18 protein-coding genes, 1 tRNA gene and 1 riboswitch are annotated in these 22,412 nt (G+C 76.9%); of the genes, 7 read left to right on the top strand and 12 right to left on the bottom strand.

Annotated elements, in window-relative coordinates:
- Positions 1–28: 28 nt before the first annotated feature.
- Entirely contained in the window at positions 29–694 is a 666-nt protein-coding gene (locus ACRYMN_RS03355) for a TetR/AcrR family transcriptional regulator (RefSeq protein ID WP_432492084.1), read from the bottom strand.
- A 169-nt stretch (positions 695–863) separates the two neighbouring features.
- Here ACRYMN_RS03355 and ACRYMN_RS03350 point away from each other — a divergent pair.
- From ACRYMN_RS03350 to ACRYMN_RS03325, 6 genes are all read left to right on the top strand, one after another.
- Positions 864–935: transfer RNA gene (locus ACRYMN_RS03350), tRNA-Gln, on the top strand.
- Between the two features lie 196 nt (positions 936–1,131).
- Positions 1,132–2,634, top strand: a complete 1,503-nt coding sequence (gene glmU, locus ACRYMN_RS03345; protein ID WP_432492082.1) for a bifunctional UDP-N-acetylglucosamine diphosphorylase/glucosamine-1-phosphate N-acetyltransferase GlmU — start codon at positions 1,132–1,134, stop codon at positions 2,632–2,634.
- The gene (locus tag ACRYMN_RS03340; RefSeq protein ID WP_432491959.1) at positions 2,631–3,608 is read left to right on the top strand and encodes a ribose-phosphate diphosphokinase; all 978 of its coding nucleotides are present in this window, start codon (positions 2,631–2,633) and stop codon (positions 3,606–3,608) included. Before glmU ends, ACRYMN_RS03340 begins: the two co-directional genes overlap by 4 nt.
- A 187-nt stretch (positions 3,609–3,795) precedes the next feature.
- Positions 3,796–4,455 carry a 50S ribosomal protein L25/general stress protein Ctc gene (locus ACRYMN_RS03335; RefSeq protein ID WP_432491957.1) on the top strand — a complete coding sequence of 220 codons (660 nt, stop codon included), beginning with the start codon at positions 3,796–3,798 and terminating at the stop codon, positions 4,453–4,455.
- Between the two features lie 31 nt (positions 4,456–4,486).
- Positions 4,487–5,083 (top strand): aminoacyl-tRNA hydrolase, encoded by a 597-nt coding sequence (gene pth, locus ACRYMN_RS03330; protein WP_432491955.1) that lies wholly within the window; start codon positions 4,487–4,489, stop codon positions 5,081–5,083.
- Between the two features lie 187 nt (positions 5,084–5,270).
- Positions 5,271–7,901, top strand: a complete 2,631-nt coding sequence (locus tag ACRYMN_RS03325; protein ID WP_432491953.1) for an AMP-binding protein — start codon at positions 5,271–5,273, stop codon at positions 7,899–7,901.
- 87 nt (positions 7,902–7,988) lie between these two features.
- Here the strand turns inward: ACRYMN_RS03325 and ACRYMN_RS03320 are convergent, their stop codons facing one another.
- The 6 genes from ACRYMN_RS03320 to ACRYMN_RS03295 all read right to left on the bottom strand — a co-directional run bounded on the left by ACRYMN_RS03320 (position 7,989) and on the right by ACRYMN_RS03295 (position 15,686).
- Entirely contained in the window at positions 7,989–8,969 is a 981-nt protein-coding gene (locus tag ACRYMN_RS03320; protein WP_432491951.1) for a glycosyltransferase family 2 protein, read from the bottom strand.
- Positions 8,966–10,024 carry a hypothetical protein gene (locus tag ACRYMN_RS03315; RefSeq protein WP_432491949.1) on the bottom strand — a complete coding sequence of 353 codons (1,059 nt, stop codon included), beginning with the start codon at positions 10,022–10,024 and terminating at the stop codon, positions 8,966–8,968. The genes ACRYMN_RS03320 and ACRYMN_RS03315 overlap by 4 nt, the downstream gene beginning before the upstream one ends.
- Positions 10,025–10,137: 113 nt before the next feature.
- Positions 10,138–11,454 (bottom strand): lipopolysaccharide biosynthesis protein, encoded by a 1,317-nt coding sequence (locus tag ACRYMN_RS03310; protein WP_432491947.1) that lies wholly within the window; start codon positions 11,452–11,454, stop codon positions 10,138–10,140.
- Positions 11,451–12,812, bottom strand: a complete 1,362-nt coding sequence (locus tag ACRYMN_RS03305; RefSeq protein WP_432491945.1) for an O-antigen ligase family protein — start codon at positions 12,810–12,812, stop codon at positions 11,451–11,453. Before ACRYMN_RS03305 ends, ACRYMN_RS03310 begins: the two co-directional genes overlap by 4 nt.
- Before the next feature lie 238 nt (positions 12,813–13,050).
- Complete coding sequence (locus tag ACRYMN_RS03300) at positions 13,051–14,238, bottom strand: glycosyltransferase (protein ID WP_432491943.1); 1,188 nt, start codon at positions 14,236–14,238, stop codon at positions 13,051–13,053.
- 74 nt (positions 14,239–14,312) lie between these two features.
- Positions 14,313–15,686 carry an NPCBM/NEW2 domain-containing protein gene (locus tag ACRYMN_RS03295; RefSeq protein WP_432491941.1) on the bottom strand — a complete coding sequence of 458 codons (1,374 nt, stop codon included), beginning with the start codon at positions 15,684–15,686 and terminating at the stop codon, positions 14,313–14,315.
- A gap of 54 nt (positions 15,687–15,740) precedes the next feature.
- A riboswitch (cyclic di-GMP riboswitch) is annotated at positions 15,741–15,815 on the bottom strand.
- A gap of 246 nt (positions 15,816–16,061) precedes the next feature.
- Between ACRYMN_RS03295 and ACRYMN_RS03290 the strand changes: the two genes are divergently transcribed.
- Positions 16,062–16,766 (top strand): DUF8692 domain-containing protein, encoded by a 705-nt coding sequence (locus ACRYMN_RS03290; RefSeq protein WP_432491939.1) that lies wholly within the window; start codon positions 16,062–16,064, stop codon positions 16,764–16,766.
- Positions 16,767–16,804: 38 nt separating this feature from the next.
- Here ACRYMN_RS03290 and ACRYMN_RS03285 read toward each other — a convergent pair whose 3' ends face one another.
- The 5 genes from ACRYMN_RS03285 to ACRYMN_RS03265 form a co-directional block, all read right to left on the bottom strand.
- Positions 16,805–17,755: a polysaccharide lyase gene (locus ACRYMN_RS03285; RefSeq protein ID WP_432491937.1), complete on the bottom strand. Its 951-nt coding sequence runs from the start codon at positions 17,753–17,755 to the stop codon at positions 16,805–16,807.
- Positions 17,752–18,606: a WecB/TagA/CpsF family glycosyltransferase gene (locus tag ACRYMN_RS03280; protein WP_432491935.1), complete on the bottom strand. Its 855-nt coding sequence runs from the start codon at positions 18,604–18,606 to the stop codon at positions 17,752–17,754. Before ACRYMN_RS03280 ends, ACRYMN_RS03285 begins: the two co-directional genes overlap by 4 nt.
- 34 nt (positions 18,607–18,640) lie before the next feature.
- Positions 18,641–20,254, bottom strand: coding sequence for a hypothetical protein (locus ACRYMN_RS03275; protein WP_432491933.1), 1,614 nt, complete (start codon positions 20,252–20,254; stop codon positions 18,641–18,643).
- A 211-nt stretch (positions 20,255–20,465) separates the two neighbouring features.
- A complete protein-coding gene (locus tag ACRYMN_RS03270) occupies positions 20,466–21,524 on the bottom strand; it encodes a glycosyltransferase family 2 protein (protein WP_432491931.1) in 1,059 nt (352 codons plus the stop codon).
- A 472-nt stretch (positions 21,525–21,996) separates the two neighbouring features.
- The gene (locus ACRYMN_RS03265; RefSeq protein ID WP_432491929.1) at positions 21,997–22,305 is read right to left on the bottom strand and encodes an LAVTG motif-containing sortase-dependent surface protein; all 309 of its coding nucleotides are present in this window, start codon (positions 22,303–22,305) and stop codon (positions 21,997–21,999) included.
- Between the last annotated feature and the right edge of the window lie 107 nt (positions 22,306–22,412).

The following is a 22,412-nucleotide window of genomic DNA, read 5'->3' as shown; positions in this document are numbered from 1 at the left end:
GGCGCGCCCGGCGGGCCCGTGCGCTCGCTCACGCCGGCGCCCCCGGCGGGTCCGGCGCGGGCCCGGCGTCCGGCGCGGGCGCCGGGCCGGGCCGGCGGGCCGGGTCCGTCAGGCGCGGGGAGCGCTCCAGCCCGCGCAGGCCGTTCCACGCGAGGTTGACCAGGTGGGCGACGACCTCCTCCTTGGCCGGCTCGCGGGTGTCCAGCCACCACTGGCCGGTCACCGCGACCGTGCCCACCAGGCCCTGCGCGTACAGCGAGGCGGTCTGCGGCGGGAAGCCGCGCGCGGCGAAGGCGTCGACCAGCAGGTGCTCCACCTGCCGGGCGATGTCGGAGATGAGGCTGGCGAAGGTGCCGGTGGAGGCGGCCGCGGGGGAGTCGCGCACCAGGATGCGGAAGCCGTCGGTGGAGCCCTCGATGTAGTCCAGCAGCGCGGTGATCGAGCGCTCCAGCAGGGTGCGCGGGCTGCCGCGGCCCGAGAGCGCGTGCGTGATCGCCGACAGCAGGGAGGCGATCTCGCGGTCCACCACGACCGCGTACAGGCCCTCCTTGCCGCCGAAGTGCTCGTACACGACGGGCTTGGACACGCCCGCGCGCGCGGCGATCTCCTCCACGGTGGTGCCCTCGACGCCGCGCGCGGCGAACAGGGCCCGGCCGATGCCGATGAGCTGCTCGCGGCGCTCCCCGCCGGTCATGCGGGAGCGGGGGCGGGGGGGCACGGGCCCATCCTGCCCGCTGCACCGGCCGGGCGGGGCGCGGGGGCGGCACCGGGCGCAGCGCCGGGGCCGGCGCGCGGGGCGGGCGGGGCGCGCCGCCGGTGCTGGCAGGATGGCCCCCGCGAGCGGCCCGCGGGGCCGGGCGCGGTCCCGGGTGGTGTAACGGCAGCACGGCGGGTTTTGGTCCCGTCCAGTAGGGGTTCGAATCCTCTCCCGGGAGCGCAGCGCGCTGGTCGGCCCGGGGCGGCCGGGCCGTTATCCTCGGTCCCCGGGCCGCCGCGCGGCCCGGCCGCAGACGCCCCGAGCCCGCGAGGAGCGCGCCCCGCGTGAGCACCCCCCAGGACACCGCCGAGACCACCGCCCCCGCCGCCGCTCCCACCGCCGTGGTGGTCCTGGCGGCCGGCGAGGGCAGCCGCATGAGGTCGCGCCTGCCCAAGGTGCTGCACCCGCTGGGCGGTCGCCCCCTGCTCGGGCACGCGCTGGCCGCGGCCCGCGCCACCGGCCCCGAGCACCTCGTCGTGGTGCTGCGCCACCAGGCCGAGCGCGTGGGCGCCCACGTGCGCGAGGCCGACCCCGGCGCCGTCGTGGCCCTGCAGGACGAGGTGCCCGGCACCGGCAGCGCCGTGCGCTGCGGCCTGGCCGCCCTGCCGGACGACCTGTCGGGCACGGTGCTCGTCACGTACGGCGACGTGCCGCTGCTGTCGGCGGGCACGCTGCGCCGGCTGGTCGCCGCCCACACCGCCGGCGGCGCCGCGATGACCGTGCTGACCGCCGAGCTGGAGGACCCCACCGGCTACGGGCGCGTGCTGCGCGACGAGCGCGGCGTGGCCGCCATCGTCGAGGAGAAGGACGCCACCGGCGAGCAGCGCGCGGTGCGCGAGGTCAACTCGGGCGTGTACGCCTTCGACGCCGCCGCGCTGCGCGGCGCGCTGGGCCGGGTGGGCCGCGACAACGCCGCCGGCGAGGTGTACCTGACCGACGTGCTGGGCCTGCTGCGCGCCGACGGCCGGGTCGTGCTGGCCCTGCCCGTCGAGGACGAGTGGGAGACCCGCGGCGTCAACGACCGCGTGCAGCTGGCCGAGCTGGCCGCCGAGGCCAACGCGCGCACCCTGCGCCGCTGGATGCGCGCCGGCGTGACCGTCACCGACCCGCGCACCACCTGGGTGGACGCCGGGGTGGTGCTGGAGGCCGACGTCACCCTGCTGCCGGGCGTGCAGCTGCACGGGCGCACCCGCGTGGCCGCCGGCGCCGTGGTCGGCCCGGACTGCACCCTCACCGACGTCGAGGTCGGCCCCGACGCGGTCGTCGAGCGCACCCACGGCACCTCCGCGGTGCTGGGCGCCGGCGCGCACGTGGGTCCCTTCGCGTACCTGCGCCCGGGCACCGTCCTGGGCGAGGACGGCAGGATCGGCACGTTCGTGGAGACGAAGAACGCCGAGATCGGGCGCGGCTCGAAGGTGCCGCACCTGACCTACGTGGGCGACGCCACGATCGGGGAGCACTCGAACATCGGCGCGTCCTCCGTCTTCGTCAACTACGACGGCGTGCGCAAGGCCCGCACCACCATCGGCTCGCACGTGCGCATGGGGTCGGACACCAAGTACGTCGCACCCGTCACGGTCGGCGACGGCGCCTACTCCGGCGCCGGCACCGTCGTGCGCAAGGACGTGCCTGCCGGGGCGCTGGCCATCAGCGTGGCCCCGCAGCGCAACCTCGAGGGCTGGACGGTGCGCAACCGACCGGGCACGCCCGCCGCCGAGGCCGCGCTGCGGGCGCAGGGGGGCGCGGCCGACGACCACGCCGACCGCGACGGCCAGGACGGCCGCGACGGCACGAGCAGCACCACCGGCACGGGCACCACCAGGGGCACCGGGGCCACCACCGGGGCCACCACCGAGGGCAGGGAGAACCAGCGATGACCGGCATCACCACCACGGGCGAGAAGCGGATGGTGCTCATCTCCGGGCGCGCGCACCCGGAGCTGGCGCAGGAGGTCTCCGCCGCGCTGGGCGCCGAGCTGGTGCCCACCAGCGCCTACGACTTCGCCAACTCGGAGATCTACGTGCGCTTCGAGGAGAGCGTGCGCGGCTCCGACGCGTTCGTCATCCAGAGCCACACCGCGAACGTCAACCAGTGGATCATGGAGCACCTCATCATGGTCGACGCGCTGAAGCGGGCCTCCGCCAAGCGCATCACCGTGGTGGCCCCGTTCTACGGCTACGCCCGCCAGGACAAGAAGGGCCGCGGGCGCGAGCCCATCTCCGCGCGCCTGATCGCCGACATGTTCAAGACCGCCGGCGCGGACCGCCTGATGTCCGTGGACCTGCACACCGCCCAGATCCAGGGCTTCTTCGACGGCCCCGTGGACCACCTGTGGGCGCTGCCGATCCTGGCCGACCACGTCGGCAAGCGGGTGGACCGCTCGAACCTGACGATCGTCTCGCCCGACGCCGGCCGCGTGCGCGTGGCCGACCTGTGGTCCGACCGCCTCGGCGCCCCGCTGGCGATCATCCACAAGCGCCGCGACCCGAACGTGCCCAACCAGGTGAAGGTGCACGAGGTCGTCGGCGAGGTCGAGGGCCGCACCTGCGTGCTCGTCGACGACCTCATCGACACCGCCGGCACGATCGTGCAGGCCGCCGAGGCGCTGAAGGCCAACGGCGCCGCCGACGTCATCGCCGCCGCCACCCACGCGGTGCTCTCCGGCCCGGCCGTGGACCGCCTGAAGAACTCGCCGATCTCCGAGCTGGTGGTCACCAACACCCTGCCGATCACCGAGGCGCAGCGCTTCCCGCAGCTGACGACCCTGTCCATCGCGCCGCTGCTGGCGCGCGCGATCCGCGAGGTCTTCGACGACGGCTCGGTGACCAGCCTGTTCGACGGGCACAGCTGAGCCGCCGGGCGGTGCCGGCCGCGGGCGGCGCGCTCGCGGTCGGCCGCCCGCCCGCGCGCGGGTAGACTCGGGTCCGGTTGCCTCGGCGAGGGACGGCGCTGCGCGCCCATCCGTGATCGACGCGGTGGACGGGTGCCCCGCGCCCTCCCGGGGCCTGTCCGAGCAGACCCACCCCGAGGAGCACCCCGTGGCCGAGGCCCAGCTGTCCGCCCAGAAGCGCACCGAGTTCGGCAAGGGCGCCGCCCGCCGCATCCGCCGCGCCGACCAGATCCCCGCCGTGGTGTACGGCCACGGCGAGGCGCCGCTGCACGTGACCCTGCCGGGCCACGCCACCATGATCGCCCTGCGCCAGGCGAACGTCCTGCTGGACGTCGTCGTGGACGGCGAGCGCCACCTGACCCTGCCCAAGGACGTCCAGCGCGACCCGGTCAAGGGCTTCATCGAGCACGTGGACCTGCTCGTGGTGCGCCGCGGCGAGAAGGTCACCGTCGACGTGCCGCTGACGCTGACCGGCGAGGCCGCGGCCGACACCATCGTCAACCAGGAGCTGACCACCCTGTCGGTGGAGGCCGAGGCCACGCACCTGCCCGAGGCGATCGAGGTGCCGGTGCAGGGCCTGGAGGCCGGCAGCCAGGTCGCCGCCGGCGACGTCGCGCTGCCCGAGGGCGCCACCCTGGCCGGCGACCCGCAGCAGCTCGTCGTCGTGGTGCAGGCCGCCGCCAGCGCCGCGCAGGTCGAGGCGGAGCTGGAGTCCCTGGAGGCCGAGGCCGGCATCGTGCGCGAGGAGGCCCGCTCCGACGACCAGGGCGGCGCCGACGCGGACGCCGAGGCCCCCGCCGAGTCCTGAGCCGGCACCGCACCGCACCGGGAGGACGAGCGTGAGCGACGCGTGGCTCGTCGTGGGGCTGGGCAACCCCGGCCCCGAGCACGAGCGCACCCGGCACAACGTCGGGCAGATGGTGCTCGCCGAGCTGGCGAGCCGCGCGTCGGCCTCCCTCAAGCGCCACCGCGCCGGTGCCCGGGTCGCCGAGGTGCGCCTGGGCACCGCGCCGGGCGGGGCGCCGGGACCGCGCGCGGTCCTGGCCGCGCCCACCTCCTACATGAACCTCTCCGGCGGGCCGGTGGCCGGCCTGGCGACGTACTTCGACGTGCCGCTCGAGCGCGTGGTCGTCGTGCACGACGAGCTGGACCTGCCCTTCGGCGCCGTCCGGCTCAAGCGCGGCGGCGGCGAGGGCGGCCACAACGGCCTGCGCTCGATCTCGCAGTCGCTGCGCGGCAAGGACTACGCGCGCGTGCGGGTCGGGATCGGGCGCCCGCCGGGCCGGCAGGACCCGGCGGACTTCGTGCTGCGCGAGTTCTCCGCGGCCGAGCGCAAGGAGGTGCCGATGCTGCTCGTCGACGCCGCCGACGCGGTCGAGGACCTGCTCGTGCACGGCCTGGAGGCCGCCCAGCAGCGCTTCCACGCCCCGGGCTGAGGGCCGCCCGGCGGGCCCCTGCGCGGCCCCCGCGCCGGTCACGCAGCGCGTCCGCGCGAGAGCACGGCAGGGGTGCACCCGGGTGACCCGGCGGGAGTCCCGGGCGCGGGTGGGGCCGGGCGCGTTATGGTGCGCGGGGCGCTCCGGGGGGGAGCGGTCCGAGCATCTTGACCGGGGGTAGCCGCACATGGTCGCGCCGCTGACAGAGGAGCACGCCGCGGGCACGCTCGTGCCGCGCATCGTGGAGGTGGCGCTCGACGCCGCCGAGAGGGTCCTGGCCGCCGACGACGAGCAGCGCCTGACGGGCGCCGACCTGCTCGTGCGCGCCGCGCGCGTGCGCGCCGCCGTGCTGGCCGCGGGGGCGGCCGGGCGGCCGGTGGCCGTGCTGCGCGGTCACGACGTGGGCGCCGTGGCCGCCGTGCTCGGCGTCATCGCCAGCGGCAGCCCCGTCGTCGTGCTCGACCCCACCACGCCCGCCGAGCGGCTGCGCCACTACGTCGAGCCCGCCGGCGCCACGGTGTGCGTCAGCGACGCCCGGCGCGCCGACGTCGCCGCCCAGGTCGTGCCCACGGTGATCGACCCCGACTCCGACCCCGCCGCCCCGGCCGGCGCCGACCACCTCGCCGCCGCCGCCGAGCTGCTGGCCGTCCCGGCGCGCCCGCAGGACCCGGCGGTGATCGTCTACACCTCCGGCTCCACCGGCCGGCCCAAGGGCGTGGCGTGCGACCACCGCTCGATCCTGCACGACGCCTGGGTGAACTCCCTGGGCACCGGCTGCTACGACGCCGGCAGCGTGGTGGCCCACCTGCTGCCGATGGCCTTCAGCGCCGGCATCGGCGTGACCCTGGCGTGCCTGCTCGTCGGCGCCCGCCAGGAGCTGTTCGACCCGCGGCGCCGCTCGGTGGCCGAGCTGCCCGCCTGGATGCGCCGCACCGGCGTCGACGTCCTGCACGCCTCCCCGGCGATCCTGCGCGGGGCGATGGCCGCCCTGGCCCCCGGCGAGCGCATGGACGGCCTGGTCAGCGTCACGGTGGCCGGCGAGACCGTGCACGGCGGGGAGCTGAGCACCATCCGCGCCGCCGTCGGCCCGCGCTGCGTGCTGCGCAACCGCTACGGCTCCACCGAGACCTGGCTCATGGCCGAGTTCCGCCTCGACCCGGCCGACCCCTCCCCGCAGGGCGCCACCCCGGTGGGCTTCGCCGTGCCCGGGGCGCGCTTCGAGGTGCAGGACGAGGACGGCGCGCGCCACCCGCACGGCACCGGCCGCGTGGTGGTCACCTCCCCGTGGCTGACCGGCAGCTACTGGGGCGCGCCCGAGCGCACCGCGGAGGTCTACCGCGACAACCCCGACGGCACCCGCTCCTTCCTCACCAGCGACGTCGGCTCGCTGGACGAGGACGGGTGCCTGCGCCTGCTGGGGCGCACCGACCACAGCGTGAAGGTGCGCGGGCTGCTCGTGGAGCCCGGCGAGGTCGACGCCCTGCTGTTCGCCCAGCCCGACGTGCGCGAGGCCGTGGTCGTGGGCCGTCCCGACCCGCGCACCGGGCGCACCGTCCTGGTCGCCTACGTGGTGCCCACCGGCGCGCGCCCGCAGGCGTCGGCGGTGCGCGCCGTCGTGCGCGAGAACCTGCCCGCGCACATGGTCCCCGCGCACGTGGTGTTCCTGGAGGCGCTGCCGCGCACCGAGCGCGGCAAGCTGGACCGCTCCCGCCTGCCCGAGCCGCCCACCTCCACCGCCGTGTTCCAGAACCCGCGCTCCAGCTGGGAGCAGGTCGTGCACGAGCAGTTCGCCGCGGTGCTGGAGCTGCAGGAGTTCAGCGTCCACGACGACTTCTTCGAGCTCGGCGGGGACTCCCTGGCCGCCGAGGCGCTCGTGGCCCGCATGACGGACCTGCTGGACAACCCCCGCGTGCCGGTGACCACCGCGCTGCTGGTCAGCGCGCCCACCGTGGCGCAGTTCGCCGCCGCCTCGCGCCGGACCGTGCGCAACGAGCGGCCCACCCTGGTCCCGCTGCGCCCGGCCCGCGAGGGCGCCGGGGACGGCGAGGACGCCTCGCCGCTGTTCTTCGTCGCCGGTGCCGGCAGCGCCGCGGTGGCCCTGCGCACGCTGGCGCACCGCGTGGACCACCCCGGCCCCGTGTTCGGCCTGCAGGCCAACGGCCTGGAGAACCGCGCCCTGCCCGACTGGTCGATCGAGCGCATCGCCCGGCGCCACCTGGCCGTGGTGCGCGAGCTGCAGCCGCACGGCCCCTACCGCTTCGTCGGGCACTCCATGGGCGGCCTGGTCGCCTACGAGATGGTCCGCGAGCTGCGCGCGGCCGGCGAGGAGGTGGACCTGCTCGTCGAGCTGGACTCCTTCGCCCCCGACCCGGCCCTCATGCCGCCGCGCACGTTCCCGACCCTCTTCGCGCGCGTGAAGGACGACGTCTCCGTCGCCCTGACCGGGATCCTGCCCGACCCCGGCCGCGGCCACTACCGGCGCTTCCACCACCAGGGCATCGTCATCGGCCGGCGCTACTCCGCACCCGCCTACGACGGCCGCGTCCTCGTCGTGGTCGCCGCCGACGACCACGACGCCGCCTACCGCCGCCGCTGGGAGCGGCACCTGACGGGGCAGTGGTCCCTGGTGGAGGTGCCGGGGATGCACAACTCCATCCTGCGCGACCCCTTCGTCGACGCGGTCGCTGCGCACGTGTCCGTGGCGCTGGCCGAGGTGCGCCGGGCGCGGCGCGGGCGGCGCACCCCGCCCGGCCCGTGCGGCTCGCAGCCGGCGGCCGAGGACCCCGCGCCCGTGCCCCAGAGCGCCGCGACCTCCTGAGCCGCAGCGCCCCCACCGGGCACGGCGAGCGCCCCGGGCCGGGTCACCGGCCCGGGGCGCTGCGCCGCCGGGGTCCTGCTCGCGACCTCAGAGGTCGAGGCGGCGGTGGCGCACCGAGCCGGTCACGTGCCCGGCGGCCTGCCCGAGCATGCTGAGGAAGTCGTACCAGTCGTAGGAGCCGCGCACCGTGGCCAGGCGTCGCAGCAGCCGCGCGCACGTGCCCGCGCCCGCCGCCCGCAGGCCCGTGCGCCGCGGCATGCCGTAGCCCTCGGCGGCCTTGGCCGCAGCCACCTCGGACGCGCCCCAGCGGTAGCGCTGGCGCAGCGCCTGGCGCGCCTGCGGGCGCAGCCGGTAGTGCACCACCGCGGCGGGCACGGCGGTGATGGGGTGACCGGCGGCGAAGGCGCGGAAGCACCACTCGTTGTTGGCGCCGAACAGCAGGGTGCGGTCGAACCCGCCGATGCGCTCGGGCACCTCGCGCCGGAAGCCCAGGGTGCCGCCGGGCGCGAACGTCCAGCCCTGGTGGCGGAAGGGCCAGCGCGAGGGGTCGGCGGCCGGCGCGCCGGCCAGCTCCGGGAAGCGGCCGGCGTTGATGCTGCGCACGTCCCACACCGCCGTGACCATCGAGGAGGTGTCCAGCGCCGCGGACATCGCCGCCACGTAGTCCTCGTTCACGGTGTCGTCGGAGTCCAGGAACAGCGTCTTGCCGGCCGCCGACTCCACCATGCACACGTTGCGCGCGTTGGAGTCGTAGCCGGCGCTGACGCACTCGACCACGCGCACGGGCAGGCCGCGCGCGGCCTCCAGGGCGACCTGCACGGAGTCGTCGTGCGTGGCGTTGGAGACCAGCAGCAGCTCGAAGGGCGGGGCGTCGCGCTGGCGCTGCAGCGAGGCGATCGTCTCGCCGAGGGTGTCGCGGTTGCTGGCGAAGCAGACGGTGACGCTCACCTCGAAGCGCTCGGCGGCCAGGTGCTCGGGGGAGCGGTGCAGCTCGCGCACCTCCCCGACGACCTCCACCGGGCGCACCGGGACCTCCGCGGCGGCCGGGCCGCCCGCCGCCCCGCTCACCGGGCCGCCCGGGCCCGCTGCACCTGCTGGGCGCGCTGCAGGACCGGGCGCGTCGCGCGCCGCGCCAGCCGCCGCGGCCACGTCTGGCGCCGCAGCGCCTCGCGCGCGCTGGTCCAGTCGACCATGGAGTCGTTGAGGTCGTAGTCGCCGCGCTGCGCGTCCGGCACGTCGCCGGACTCCACGCGCGCCACCAGCTCCGGCAGCGCGGCGTAGAACTCCTCCGAGCGCATCGTCGGGTGCACGCTCCACATGCCCGCCCCGCTGCCCAGCAGGTCCACCCGGTACAGGCCCAGCTCGTTCATGCGCCGGCTCATGCTCTTCTCCGGCAGCTCCACCGGCGGGTTGCCCTCCACGCGCGCGCGCAGCGCGCTGCGCAGGCGCGGGGCCTCCACCGGCATCCCGCCCAGGCGCCGGCTCAGCGTGGCGCGGTCGAAGAGCCACAGGCGGGTGCTGCAGCCGTGCAGGCGGTAGGCCAGGGAGTCCAGCGGCTCGCGGCGCGGCTCGCCGCCCATGCGCGCGTGCTGCGCGCGCACGCGCTCGGGCAGCACGCCGTCGGCGGTGGGCGGGCCGGGCAGCGGCGCGGTGCACAGCACGTCGTCGCGCGTGCGCAGCACCTCCAGCGCCTCGCCCACCCACGCCTGGCTGCCGCCGCCGAAGAGCATGTCGGAGTCGGTGTGCAGGACGAGGTCGTTGCGCGCGGCGTGCCAGCCGAACAGGTACGAGTAGTACGGGCCGCCGTCGTGGTTCTTCAGCGGCACCGGCCGCCCGCCCAGGAAGCGCTCGCTGACCGCGGCGCGCGCGGCGTCGGAGGTGTCCACCTCCACCACGTGCGCGTTGGGGTGGCGCTCGCACAGCTCGTCGAGCAGCGCGCGCAGGGTCCGCAGCCCCTCGTCGGCGGCGGTGCCGTAGCGGCCGGCGCGCTGCTGCAGGTTCAGCGTGAACTGCACGTCGTCGACCTGCCCGGCCCACTGGCGCAGCTGGTGCGGCAGCACGTGCACCGCGTGGCGCCAGTCGGTGGGCGAGACGGTGATCTCGAAGGTGACGGGGTTGCTCACGCGGACCTCCAGCGGGGCGACGGACGTGGGGGAGGGCAGCGCCCGGCGCGCCGCCGCGGGGGCGGTGGGCGGGCGCCCGGCGGTGGGCGCCGCGACGGCGGCGCCCGGTCCCGCTACGGCGGGGGGTCGGCGGCGGCCCGGGCCGGCGAGCCCTGCGGCACCACCGCGGCGCGCAGGCCCCGGCGCACCGCCAGCAGCAGCAGCACGGACAGCAGCAGCTCGGCGGTGTAGGTGGCCACCAGGGCGCCGCTGACGCCCAGCACCGGGATGAGGGTGAGGTTGAGCAGCACGTTGACCGCCGCGGTGGAGCCCACGCACGTGGTGCGCACGTGCTGGCGGCCGGCGCCGGTGAGCACGTCGCCGGTCACCGTCTGCACCACCTTCAGCAGCGTCAGCGGGGCCAGCAGGGCCAGCAGCGGTGCCGAGTCGCGGTACTCCTCGCCGATGAGCAGCGGCACCAGCGGGCTGATCGCCAGCAGGACCACCGTCGCCAGCGCGCCGTAGACCAGCAGCGGCTTGATCATCCGCCGCCCCAGCGCCGCGGTGGCCGGCATCCCGCCCTCGCCGCCGAGGGTGAAGAAGCGCGGGAACATCGCCTGCAGCACCGCCTGCACCGGCAGGTACGCCATGGACGCCAGGCGGTACGCCACGCTGTAGTGGCCGGCCTCGACGGCCAGGCCGTTGCGCAGCAGCAGGGTCTTGTCGGCGTCGTTCTGCACCACCCCGGCCACGACGCTGCCGGTGTAGGGCAGCCCCTCGCGCGCGCGGGTGAGCAGGTTCCAGCCGCGCGCCGTGGGCCGGCCGAAGCGCCGCAGCGCGAACACCAGCTGCCCGCCGGCCGAGACCAGCGCGAACGCGGCGTACGTCGCCGCCCACTGCACCGGGTCGCCGCTGCCCACCAGCGCGAAGGTCACCACGGCGAGCAGCTTGGTGAGGTTGATGGCCACCACGGAGATCCCCGCGGCGCGCGCGGCGCCCGTGGAGAAGCACAGGGCCGTCACCGTCACCGCCGTGCCCATCGCGACGATGTCCGCCAGCGCCAGGAGCAGCAGCAGCGCCAGCGGCGTCTGCGGCAGCACCAGCGGGCGCAGCAGCACCAGGGCGCCGACCACGACGAACCAGCCGACCAGGCAGCTGAGCAGCGCCGTGCCCAGGGCCTGCCGCGGCTGCTCGCCGCGCGCGTTGACGTCGCGCACGAGCAGGCGGTCGGAGCCGAGCGCGGCGACGGGGGAGACGGCCAGGACCAGCGCCCAGCTGCCGGCGATCAGGCCGTACTCGGCCGGTCCCACCAGGCGGGCCAGCAGCAGGAAGTTCGCGGTGGAGGAGACCACCGCCGTCACCTGCCCGACCATCGCCCAGGACATCGCCCGCGCGCTGCGCCCGCGCGAGGCCCGCAACCCCCGCTGGAGCAGGCCGCGCAGCCGGTTCACGAGGGCATCGGCCGCGCCGCGCGACGCTGCTCGGCGCGCCCGACGCGCCGGCGGGCCCCGACGCGGCGCGGATCGCCGGCGGCCAGGGCGGCGACCAGCAGCAGCGTGTAGAGGGTGTTCTGCTGCAGCAGGCCGGTCTCCACGAGGTTGGCGCTGACGGTGATGCCGGCGACCGCCAGGCGCAGCGCGCCCGCGGCGGCGCGCCCGGCGCGCAGGTCGCGCAGACCGCGCACGACCAGGCCCACCAGCAGCAGGCCCACCAGGGCGACGCCCACCAGGCCCAGGTCCAGCCCGACGTCGAGCAGGCCGTTGTGCCCGTTGGGCACGTCCCACTGCAGGCGGGTGCGGATGCGCACCGCCTGGTCCGAGGCGGCCCAGAAGGCGCCGTAGCCGTGGCCGAGGACCGGTCGCTGGGCCAGGGCCCGCAGCGCCTCCGCCCAGATCTCCGTGCGCCCGGTGAGGGTGACGTCCTCGCCGATGGCGCCGGCGACGGTCTCGGCGCTCAGCCGCGGCACCACCACGCACGCCACGCCCACCGCCAGCGCGCCCAGGCCCGCCAGCGCGCCCGGGCCGCGCCGGTCGCGCAGCAGCGCCACCACGGCGGCGACCAGCAGCGCCGCGGCCGCCACGACCATCCCGCCGGTGGAGGCGGTCAGCGACAGCGCCAGCAGCATCGGCACCGCGCTGAGCACGGCCCGGCGCGTGCGCGCGCGGTCCAGCAGGGCCACGGCGGCGGCGGCGAGGATGCCCAGCGCCAGCACGCGCCCGAGGGTGTTCTTGGTGACCAGGACCCCGCGCAGGGTGCCGTGGACGGGGTCCAGGGCCAGCGGCGAGCCGCTGGCCAGCAGCAGCAGCGAGAGCACGGCCAGGACGAGCACCGTCAGGCGCAGCACGTCGAACAGCTGCACCGGGCGGAACCGGCGGGCCAGGAACAGCCCCACGAGCACCGTGCCGACCAGGCCGATGCTGCGCCGCTGCGTCAGGTCCGGCGCCACCGACCACAGCGGCGAGGCGGCCGTGAGCAGCACCACGCCCACGAGCAGGACCGGCGCGCCGGCCGTGCGGCGGCGGCGGAAGCGGTCGTCGAAGAGCCCGGCCAGGGCGACGACGTAGGCGCAGCCCCACAGGGCGAAGACCGGGCCCTGCACGTCGAAGCCCACCATGGACGTGAAGGCGCCCGTGCCCAGGAGCATCACGAAGACCGCGTAGGCGGTGACGAGGCGGCCGGGCCGCTCCTGCGCCGCCGGCGCCGGGCGGGCCGGGCGGGGGGGCGGGGCGGTGGCGGGTCCCGGGACGGGCGCGGCCGCGCGCGGCGCCGGCCGCGCGGGCGCGGCGGCCACCTGGGCGGAGAGCGACACGGTCTGGGTCCTCCCCCTTCTCGACTGTCCGTCGGTGGTCCGGTCCTCGGCGGGCGGGGTGCGCGCGCCGGACCGGGTGCGGCACCCGCCCGCAGCCAGGTTCCCCCCTCGGCGACGGGCGTCCGGCACGACGGGCCCCGACGCCACCCGGACGGGTGAACGGGGCGGCGCCGCGGTCCAGCCGGTCGCCGGCGACACTGTAACCCGCCCCCACCGGCGCGGGGGCGGGCGGACGGGCTCAGCCCAGGTCCTCCACGACTCCCGCCCAGGCGCGGGCGGCCTGCTCCGTCCAGCGCTCCAGGGGCTCGCGGGCGGTGCCGCCGCGGCCCTCGGCCAGCGCGCGCGCCATGGCCTCGACGTCGCCGTTGGGCACGAGCCCGTCGGCGGTGAGCACGTCCGGGATGCCGCCCTCGTCGAAGGCCAGCACCCGGCAGCCGGCCGACAGCGCCAGGACCACCGAGCCGGACTGGGTGGCGGCCACGTAGGGGGCCAGCAGCAGCGGGCGGTTGCGCAGCACGTCGAGGAGGACCTCCTGCGGCACCGGATCGGGGGAGGTCAGGTCGTGCACGGCCACGCCCAGCTCGCGCAGGTGCTCCCACGTGGCGGCGGGCAGCTCGCCGCGGCCGCAGACCACCAGGCCCAGGCGGCGGCGCTGCTCCTCGGGCACGCGCTCGAGCACCTCGGGCACCAGGTCGATCCCCTTGTCCCAGCGCAGCGCGCCGAGGAAGGCCACCCAGCGCCGCTGCGGGTCCAGGGACAGCTGCGGCTCGCCCGCCGCGACGGTCTGCGCGTACGGCGGGTGCGGGCACACCCGCACCGGCCCGCGCACCGCCGGGTGCACCTTCGCGCGCAGCCGCTCGGCGTGCACGACCACGGTGCTCGCGCTGCGCAGCAGGGCCAGGCGGGCCCAGCGCGCCGGGGTGGACTCCGCCTGGCGCGGCACCGGGTTGTGCACCACGAGCGCCACGGGGCGGCCCAGCGCGCCCAGCCCCGCCAGGACGAGGTCCTCCACGGGAAAGCGCGTGAAGGAGACCAGCACGACGCGCCGGCGCACCAGGCTGGCCCAGGCCGTCTCGCCCAGGCCGCGCGCCAGGGACGCCAGCTGGCGCGCGCCCGAGCCGCTGCCGAAGTTCTCCGGCAGCGCGCGGCGCCAGCGCACCCCGTCGGCGGGGCGGTTGCCGCTGTTGCCCGGGTCCAGCAGCGTCGTCACCAGCCCGCGCCGGCTCAGCAGCGAGGCGATCTCCGCGCCGTACGGGTTTACGCCGTCGGTGTTGTAGACGAGGACCGCCGGCCGGCGCCCGGCGCGCGGGCGGGCCGCGCCGCCCCCGTCCGCGCGGTCCACCGCCGCGGGCGCAGCCGGTGCGGGCGCTGCGGGGGCGGGCGCTCCCGGGGCGGGGGAGGACGTGGGCGTGGTCTCGGTGCTCACCGCACGGATGCTCCCACACGCACGACGGCGCTGCGCCCGGTTCCGGGTGCAGCGCCGTCGTGCGCGGGCGGGGTTCAGCTGAACTTCGCGTCGGCCCAGTCCGCGTGGTCCTTGGCGTTGCCGTCACCGGCGTCGGTGACGACGAGGCGGACCTCCTTGCGCCCGGTCACGTCCGCGGTGAGGGTCTTCGCCGCGGCGCCGCCGCGCACCACGCCGCTGTCGGCCAGCTTCGTGCCGCCGTCCCACACCTGGAACACCACGGAGCCGGCCCTGCCGACCTCGGCGTCCACGCCCACCTTGGAGGTGAAGCTGCGCGAACCCTGCACCGGCACGACGACCTCGGAGGCCGCGTGCACGCCCAGGCCGCGGGTGTACGAGGCGCTGCCGATCCGCAGCTGCCGGCCGTCGCCGGAACCGCTCTCGCCGTTGCTGCGGTCGACCTCCACCGGGCCCCAGCCGTTGCGCACCACGCGGTAGGCGCGCTGCGACAGGTGCGCCGGCGCGGGGGTGATCGGGGTGGTCACCGGGGCCGGCGCGGGGGTGGTCACCGGCGCGGGGGTGGTCACCGGGGCCGGCGCGGGCGCCGGCGCGGTGGTCCCGGCGCCGTTCTCCAGGCGGAACTCCGAGAAGTCGATGAAACCGTCCTGCGGCGCACCGGGGTTGTTGTAGAACGTCTCGGCCATGAACAGGTTGATGGGGGTGTTCACGCCCGCCGCGCGCCAGCGCACGTCCTTCAGCGCGATGCCATGCGTGCCGTCGATCCAGATGTCCAGCACGCCGTTGTCCTGACCCGGGGTGTTCAGCTTGACGTGGACCTTCACGTCGAACCAGCGGTCGGTGGGGATCGGCAGGCGCGAGCCGGCGCCGTTGGTGCCGGTGGTGATCGGCACCTGGATGCCCCAGTCCTTGAACGTCTTGCCGGCCGCGTAGGGGGCGTACACGTACGCGTCCCACCACGGGTACCCGACGTTGTAGAGGCTGGACTTGCGCGCGTGCAGGCGCACCGAGAACGAGTCGGGCTGCAGGGTGCCGCCGCTGGAGGCGTACCAGGGGGACTTGCCCGCCGGCGCACCGGCCATGCCCGGCATCTTCAGGTCGATGAGGGCCAGGCCCTTGTCGTGGACGTCCTTGGGCACGCGGACCTTGTAGGTCAAGGTGGCCTCGTCGGTGCTGGGCACGGCCGCGCGCACCTTGTAGCCGTTCATCTTCCCCTTGTCCAGGTGGACGCGGGAGACGCCCGGGGCGGGCGAGGTGAGGTTCTCGGGGGAGTCCTGCACGCCGCCGCCGGCGACGAAGTCCTGCAGGGTGCGGGCGCCGGTGGTGGCCGCCTGGGCGGTACCGGTGGCCGGGACCGTGCCGGCCGCGACGCCGCCGAGGACGCCGAGGCTCAGCGCCAGCGCCGCGGTCGCGCGGGGCAGGCGGCTTCGCTTGGTGCGGTTCTTCTCCATGGTGCTGTCCTCCACGCCGTTCCGAGTGGCAGGACGCGACAGCTCGTCCTCACTTTCGGTAACCCGGCTCGCTCCGAGAGCTCCGTGGCTTTGCGCCCCCACCTCGCGGTGGGTTTGCCTTTTCGCGTGCCGGCGGTTCCCCCGCCGTTGCTGTCCCCAAGAAGGTCGGGCATCGCCGGAGCGGCCTTGAGCGTTACAGCGCGCTCGCGGTTTCTTCACCCGTCCGGGTGAGCGCCGGGCGCACCGGTGACCGGCGGGCGCCGTGGAGGGGCGCTGCGCCGATCGGCGGACGCTTCTGCGCGCAGCGTGACGAGGCTGTGCCTCGTGGGTGACCCCGATTGACGGTTCACCTCACGGAGTGACACGGTCCACCTCGTGTTCACCTCGCAGCCGTCATCGCCGTCCCGTCGGCTGCTCCTCGAGCCCCTCGCCGAGCCCGTGGCCGACCTGCTCGCGCAGCGGCTCGTGCGCGTCGCCGCGCTCGTCAGCGCCGTGGTGGTCGTGCTCGGCGGGGTGGCCAGCGCGCTGCTGCCGCACCGCTCCGCCGCCGCGCTCCTCCTGCACCTGGACCGCGAGCACGGCCTGGCCGCCGGCTGGTCGGCCCTGCTGGTGCTCGCCGCCGCCGTCGCCGCCTGGCGGGCGCGGCGCACCGGGACGGCCTGCACGCTCACCGCCGGGTTGCTGGTGCTGCTCGCCGCCGACGAGTTCCTCGCGCTGCACGAGACGTTCGAGGACTCCACCGGCGTCGACTGGCAGGTCCTCTACGCCCCGGTCGCCCTGCTCGCCGCCCTGCTCGCCCTGGTGCTGGTGCGCGCGCTGCGCACCCGCCACCCGCGCGTGCTGGCCCTGCTGGTGCTCGCCGGGGCGTGCTGGACGACGTCGCAGGTGCTCGAGGCCGCGCAGTGGGACGGCGACACCAAGCGCCACGGGTACGTGGTCCTCATGCACGCCGAGGAGGTGCTGGAGATGACCGGCGCGGTCGTGCTGCTGGGCGCCTTCACGTCGCTGCGCCGCTCGACCGCACCCGCCCCGGCTCCCGACGGGCGCGCCACCACCGGCAGCACCGCGCTCCCGCGCTGAGCGCGCCGGCCGGCAGCGCCCCGCGGCGGTGCGGGGTCTCAGCCGTCCGCGGCCGCGGACCCGTCGGTGAGCGCCCAGTCGTCGGTGTAGAGCTCGCTGACGCGCGTGGGGTACTGCGAGGAGTCCCCGCCGAAGAACCACGCGGAGAAGATCTGGTTGACGCGCAGGTCGGGGTGCGCGGCGGTGCGGTACTGCACGTCCGTGACGGAGACGCCCCTGTGGCCGTCGATCCACATCTCGTAGACGCCGTCGTCGCGCCCCGGGGTGTTCATCCTCACCCGGTGCTCCACGCGGTGCCACCTGCCCGGCTCGATCGCGCCCGCGGTGCTGCCGTCGGGGTTCTCGAAGCTCTCGACGATGCCGTATCCGTAGTTGGCCGGGTCCTCGAAGTCCTTGCCGTCGCCGTGGCGCGCGTACAGGTACATCACCACGCTGCGGTCCTCGCGCCACATGGCGCGCACCGAGAACGAGCCCTCGTCGTACGAGCCGCCCGAGGAGGTCTCCAGCGGTTCGACGCCCTCGTCGATGCCGGCCAGGCCGCCGAACTTGCCGTCGCCGCGGAACTCGAAGTCCTCGGGGAAGTACACGTCGTAGCCGAAGCGCACCTCCTCGCGCGGCCCGACGCCCAGGGCGTCGAAGGAGTGGCGGTAGTCCGCGCCCCAGCGCGAGCCGTCCTCGCCGAAGGTGACCCGCAACACGTCCCGGCGCCCCTCCGGGCCCTCCTCGACGACCTCGGCGCTGGTGCGGCTGGCCACGACGACCCCGGACTCCTCCTCCCAGGTGGAGCCGGGCGCGGGGTCGAACGAGCCCGACCACAGCACCCGCGGGCCGTCGTCGCCGGGGGCCGGGCGGTCCTCGGCCACGAGCCAGGAGGTCACCCCGAGCGCGCCGGCCACGCCCGCGGCCACCAGCGGCCACGTGCGCCGGCGGCGCGGGCGCCGCGGTGCCGGGACGTCGGCGGCGGTGGTGCGCGGGGTGGACGTGCTCACGCGCGCCCGGAGCGCGAGGTGCTCAGCTGGCGGGCGGCGATCCCGAAGAACGCGCTGTCGCGCAGCAGGTAGCGCCGCCACAACCGGCCCGGCTCCTGCAGCAGCCGGTAGGCCCACTCCATGCCCGCGCGCTGCACCCACAGCGGCGAGCGTTTCTTCGCCCCGGCGGCGAAGTCGATGGCCGCGCCCACGCACAGGTACACGGCCTGGTGGCGCTCGCGCTGGGCCGCCGCCCACACCTCCGAGCGCGGCGCGCCGAAGCAGACCATGACCACGTCGGCGCCGGAGGCGGCGATGCGCCGCTGCAGCTCCTCGTCGTGCTCGGTGCCCTCGAAGGCCAGCGGCGGGCTCCAGCCGTCCACGCGCAGGCCGGGGAAGCGCGCGCGCAGCGCGGCGGTGCCGCGCTCGAGGACCTCGGGCATGCCGCCGGCGACGAAGACGCGCAGGCCCCGCTGCGCCGCGGCGGCGCACACGTCGAGGAAGAGGTCCGCGCCGGTGACCCGCTCGGGCAGCGGCGTGCCCGCCAGCCGGCTCAGCGCCAGCAGCGGCATGCCGTCGCACAGGCGCAGGCGCGAGGAGCCGTAGGCGCGGCGGAAGGCCGCGTCGTGCTCGAGCATGACGACGTGGTCGACGTTGGGGGTGACCACCAGGGCGCTCTCGCCCGCAGCGGCCCAGCCCACCACGGCGGCCACCGCCTGCTCGCGGGTGAGCGGGTGCACGGTGGTGCCCCCGACCGGCACCGGCGCTGGCAGCGTCACCCCCGCCGGCCGGGCAGCCGGCGCGGCGGAGGCGGGCACGCGTGCGCGCGCGGAGCCGGAGGCCCCGGCGGGGTCGTCGGGCGAGCGGTGCATGGGCTGTCGTCCTCGTCGTCCTGGACCCTGCGGGTCACTGCCTGGTGGAACGGCCGGCGCGCGCGCGGCCGGCGGTGTGCGAGCCCGCCGCCTGCGGCAGCGCCTCGCGCACGACGGAGCCGTCGCGCTGGTCCTCGCGCGCCGCGGCGGGCACCGCACCCGCGCCGGGGGCGCCCGCGGCCGCGGCCCGGCCCGGGCGGCGGTGCTGCCCGTGCGGGCCGCGACGGGTCAGCACCACGCCGTCCACCCGCACGCCGTACTGCTCCAGGGAGCGCGTCAGGGCGGTGACCTGCTTGGAGGGCGTCACGTCCAGGGCGCACACGACCAGCACGGCGTCCACGAGGGAGGCGACCGCGGCGGTGTCGGGCGCCTCGGGGCGGGTGTCCACCAGCACGACCACGTCGCACGAGCGGCGCAGGGCGCTGAGCACCGCGTCGGGCGAGGGGTGGTCGCTGAAGCCGGTGCGCGCCTCGGAGGTCGTCGAGGGCACCAGCCAGACCCCCGGCAGCGACGTCTGCGCCGCGCCCAGGCCCGCGCCGACCTCACCGCCGTCGCCGTCCGGCGGCAGCGGGCCCGCCGCGGTGCGCACCGCCTCCGCCGACGGGTCGGCGATCAGGGCCACGCGCAGCCCGGTGCGGCCCCACGCCGCGGCCAGGGAGGTGGCCACGCGCACCGCGTCGGCGGCGTCGGAGGGCAGCGCCGTCACGGCGACGGTGCGCGGGGCGGTGCCGCCGTTGAGGTGCTCCAGGCGCAGGCGCACCCCGCGGGCCGCGGCGGCCGCCGCACCGCCCGCGACGCCCGCGCCGGCCCCCGGCGCGCCGAGCACGCCCAGCACCGGGGCGGCGAGCAGCTCCTGCGCCTCGGCGCGGGTGCGCACCGGGTCGCGCAGCATGTCCAGGACCAGCGCCGCGCCGCAGCCCACGAGCAGGGCGCCGGCCAGGGACAGCAGCGCCGCCAGCGGCGCGCCGGTGGACTCGGTGCGCGCCGCGGCCGAGGCGGGCGAGACGAGCGCGACACCGCTGGTGTCCACGGAAAGGCGCAGGCGGGCCCGCTCGATCTGGTCGGTCAGCGAGTCGTACCAGGACTGCGCCGAGGCGCGGTCGCGCTCGGCGGCCGCGCCGGCCGGGGCGGAGTCCAGGGCCGCCAGCTGGGCCTCGGCCTGGTCGCGCTGGGCCTCCAGGTCGTCGACGACGGCCTGCACCGCGTCGCGCTGGCTGTCCTGGCGGGTCTGCACGTAGGCGGTGACGAACGCGTCGGTCAGCTGGCGGGCGCGCTCGGGGGTGGAGGCGGTGCCGGTGACGTCCATGAGGTTGGACAGCCCGCGGCCGGTGGCCGTGACCTGCGCGCTGAGCTCCTCGGCGCTGCCGCTCCAGCCCTCGGCGGCCAGCGCGGTGCGCGCGGCCTCGGCGACCCGGTCGCCCTCGAAGAACTGCACCTCGGTGGCCAGCAGGGTCTCGGCGTCCTCGTAGGGGGTGTCCAGGCCCACCACGCCGGCCGCCAGCCGGCTGCCGACCTGCACCACGGCCACCGACTGGTACGAGCGCCCGCCGGCGGTCAGCGCCAGGAAGGCCAGGGGCGCCACCAGGGCGGTCACGAGCGCGACCAGGAGCGCGCGCCGCCGCAGGACGGAGAGGTAGCTGCCGATCACTGGTCACATCCTGTCTGCCGCTGCTGAACGGGGCCTGGACGGCCCCGCCGGTGTCCTCGTGCTGCCGGTGCTGCCGCCGGTGCTGCTGCTGCCGGTGCTGCCGCCGGTGCTGCTGCTGCCGGTGCTGCCGCCGGTGCTGCTGCTGCCGGTGCTGCCGGTGCTGTTGCCGGTGCCGCCCGCCGCGCGCGGGCCCGGGCGCTCAAGGCCGCCCTCAGCCCGCCGCCACCGCTGCCGGGGCCGGACGTGCCGCCCCGGTGACCTGCTCGCCCACGCGGTGCCAGCCCGTCTGGCGGCGCTGGAACCAGCTCCACAGCGACGGGAAGGCGCGCGGGCCGGCGGCCAGGGTGAGCGCCCAGAAGCCGGTCATGACCGCCTTCTGGCGGGTGCTGAAGTACGGGTCGCCCGCGACGGCGACCACGAGGTTGCCGAACTCGCCCAGCCGGCGGCCCCACGGCCCGTCGTACATGGCGCTGGCGTAGCGGTTGCGCGCCCAGTGCGAGTTGCGGCGGGCGGCCGTGCCGTGGCCGAAGTGGCCGGCGACGACCTCCTGGAAGCTCAGCTGCCGGCGCAGGCCGGTGGGGGAGAGCATCCGCTTGAAGTACTGCCCCTGCGGCTGCATGCGGTAGTCGGCCAGCGGCTCGGTCAGGGCCGCGACGGGGCTCAGGCAGGCCGCGCCGAAGGAGAGGTAGGCGTCGGCGGCGAAGGTGAACGACTTCGTCGGCGCCGGGAACAGCTGCGCCATCACGTCGCGGCGGAAGACCAGCCCGGAGGCCCCCGGGGCGACGTGGCGGGCGGTGCGGCGCATCTGCTCGCGGATGTCGCCGTCGGAGAGGGTCGCCGCCTGCGGGCGCACCACGCCGGTGCTGCGCCCGGCGGGGTCCACCACGCGCAGCGGGTGCATGATCATCCCGGCCTCGGGGTGCCGGCGCGCGGCGCGGTCGACCTCCTCGAGCTTGCCCGGGTCGAAGCGGTCGTCGGAGTCGAGCAGGCACACGTACTCGCCGCGGGAGACGGCGAAGCCGCGCTCGTACGCGGCGGTCTGCCCGCCGTTCTCCGTGCGCAGCACGCGCACCTTCTCGCGCAGGTGCGCCGGCGCCGCGGCCAGCGCGCGCTCCAGCACCCGGGGCGTGTCGTCGGTGGAGCCGTCGTCCACGACGACCACCTCGTAGTCGTCCAGGGTCTGCGCCAGCGCGCTGGAGAGCATCTCCTCCAGGTAGTCCGCCTGGTTGTAGGTGGCGCACAGGACGGTGAAGCGGGGCGCGGTGGCCATGGCCGGGCTTGCTCCTTCTCTGGTCGACGGGCTGCCGTCCGGCGCGTCCCGCCGGACCCGGGGCGGTGAGGGGGCGGGGCGGCCTGCGCCGGGGAGCCCGCCCGTGGCGGGGCACCCGGTCGACCACGGTACGGCGCTCGGCGCGCCGCCCGGGCCGCCGGTCATCCGATCGGCGGCAGGGTGCGGCGGGGCCGCGGAGGAGGGGGCGGTGCGGTGCGCACGGCGTGCGCGCGGACGCTCACGCGGCGTGCACGCGACGTCCGTCCGGGCGGTCCCGGCCGGCGCGGGGCGGCGGCGGGACGGGTGCGCGGGCGGGCGCGGGCGAGGGCGCGCGAGCGGTGCGGAGCGCGCGCCGGGACCGATGGCCCGGTGGTGCGCGTCGACGCGTGGCGGCGGCCACCCCCCGGAAGCCGCCGGGCACGAGGACGGGCGCACCGCCGGGGACGTGTCGTCCCGGCGGTGCGCCCGGGGATCAGTGCGAGCGCGCGGGCTTGCGGCGCGCCGCGACGACCAGGCCAGCACCACCGAGCACCAGGGCGGTCCCGGCGGCCGCCCAGGGCAGCACGTCCGTACCGGTGTAGGCCAGCTCCGCGCCGGTCGAGCTCGCGGCGCTCGCCCCGGCGCTCACGCCGCGCGAGGGGGCCGGGGGCACGCTGGAGACGGACGGCTGCGGCGCGGTCGGCTCGTAGCCGTTCGTCGCCGAGGCGGAGGCGGCGGTGCCTGCGACGGCCGCGGTGGACAGGACGCCGGCTGCGAGCAGCCGGGCGACGGTGGTGCGCACGATGGGTCCCCCCCAAGGTCATGATCCTGACGGTCCAGGAGTCCCCCACAATGACGCATGGTCACCCGATCGTCCAGCCGCTCCCCTCGATCGGGGGTCTTGGTGAC

The organism is Kineococcus gypseus, assembly GCF_050871305.1.
Lineage (GTDB): Bacteria > Actinomycetota > Actinomycetes > Actinomycetales > Kineococcaceae > Kineococcus > Kineococcus gypseus.
Note: the sequence above shows the minus strand (reverse complement) of the source record. Positions and strands in the feature narration are given on the sequence as shown.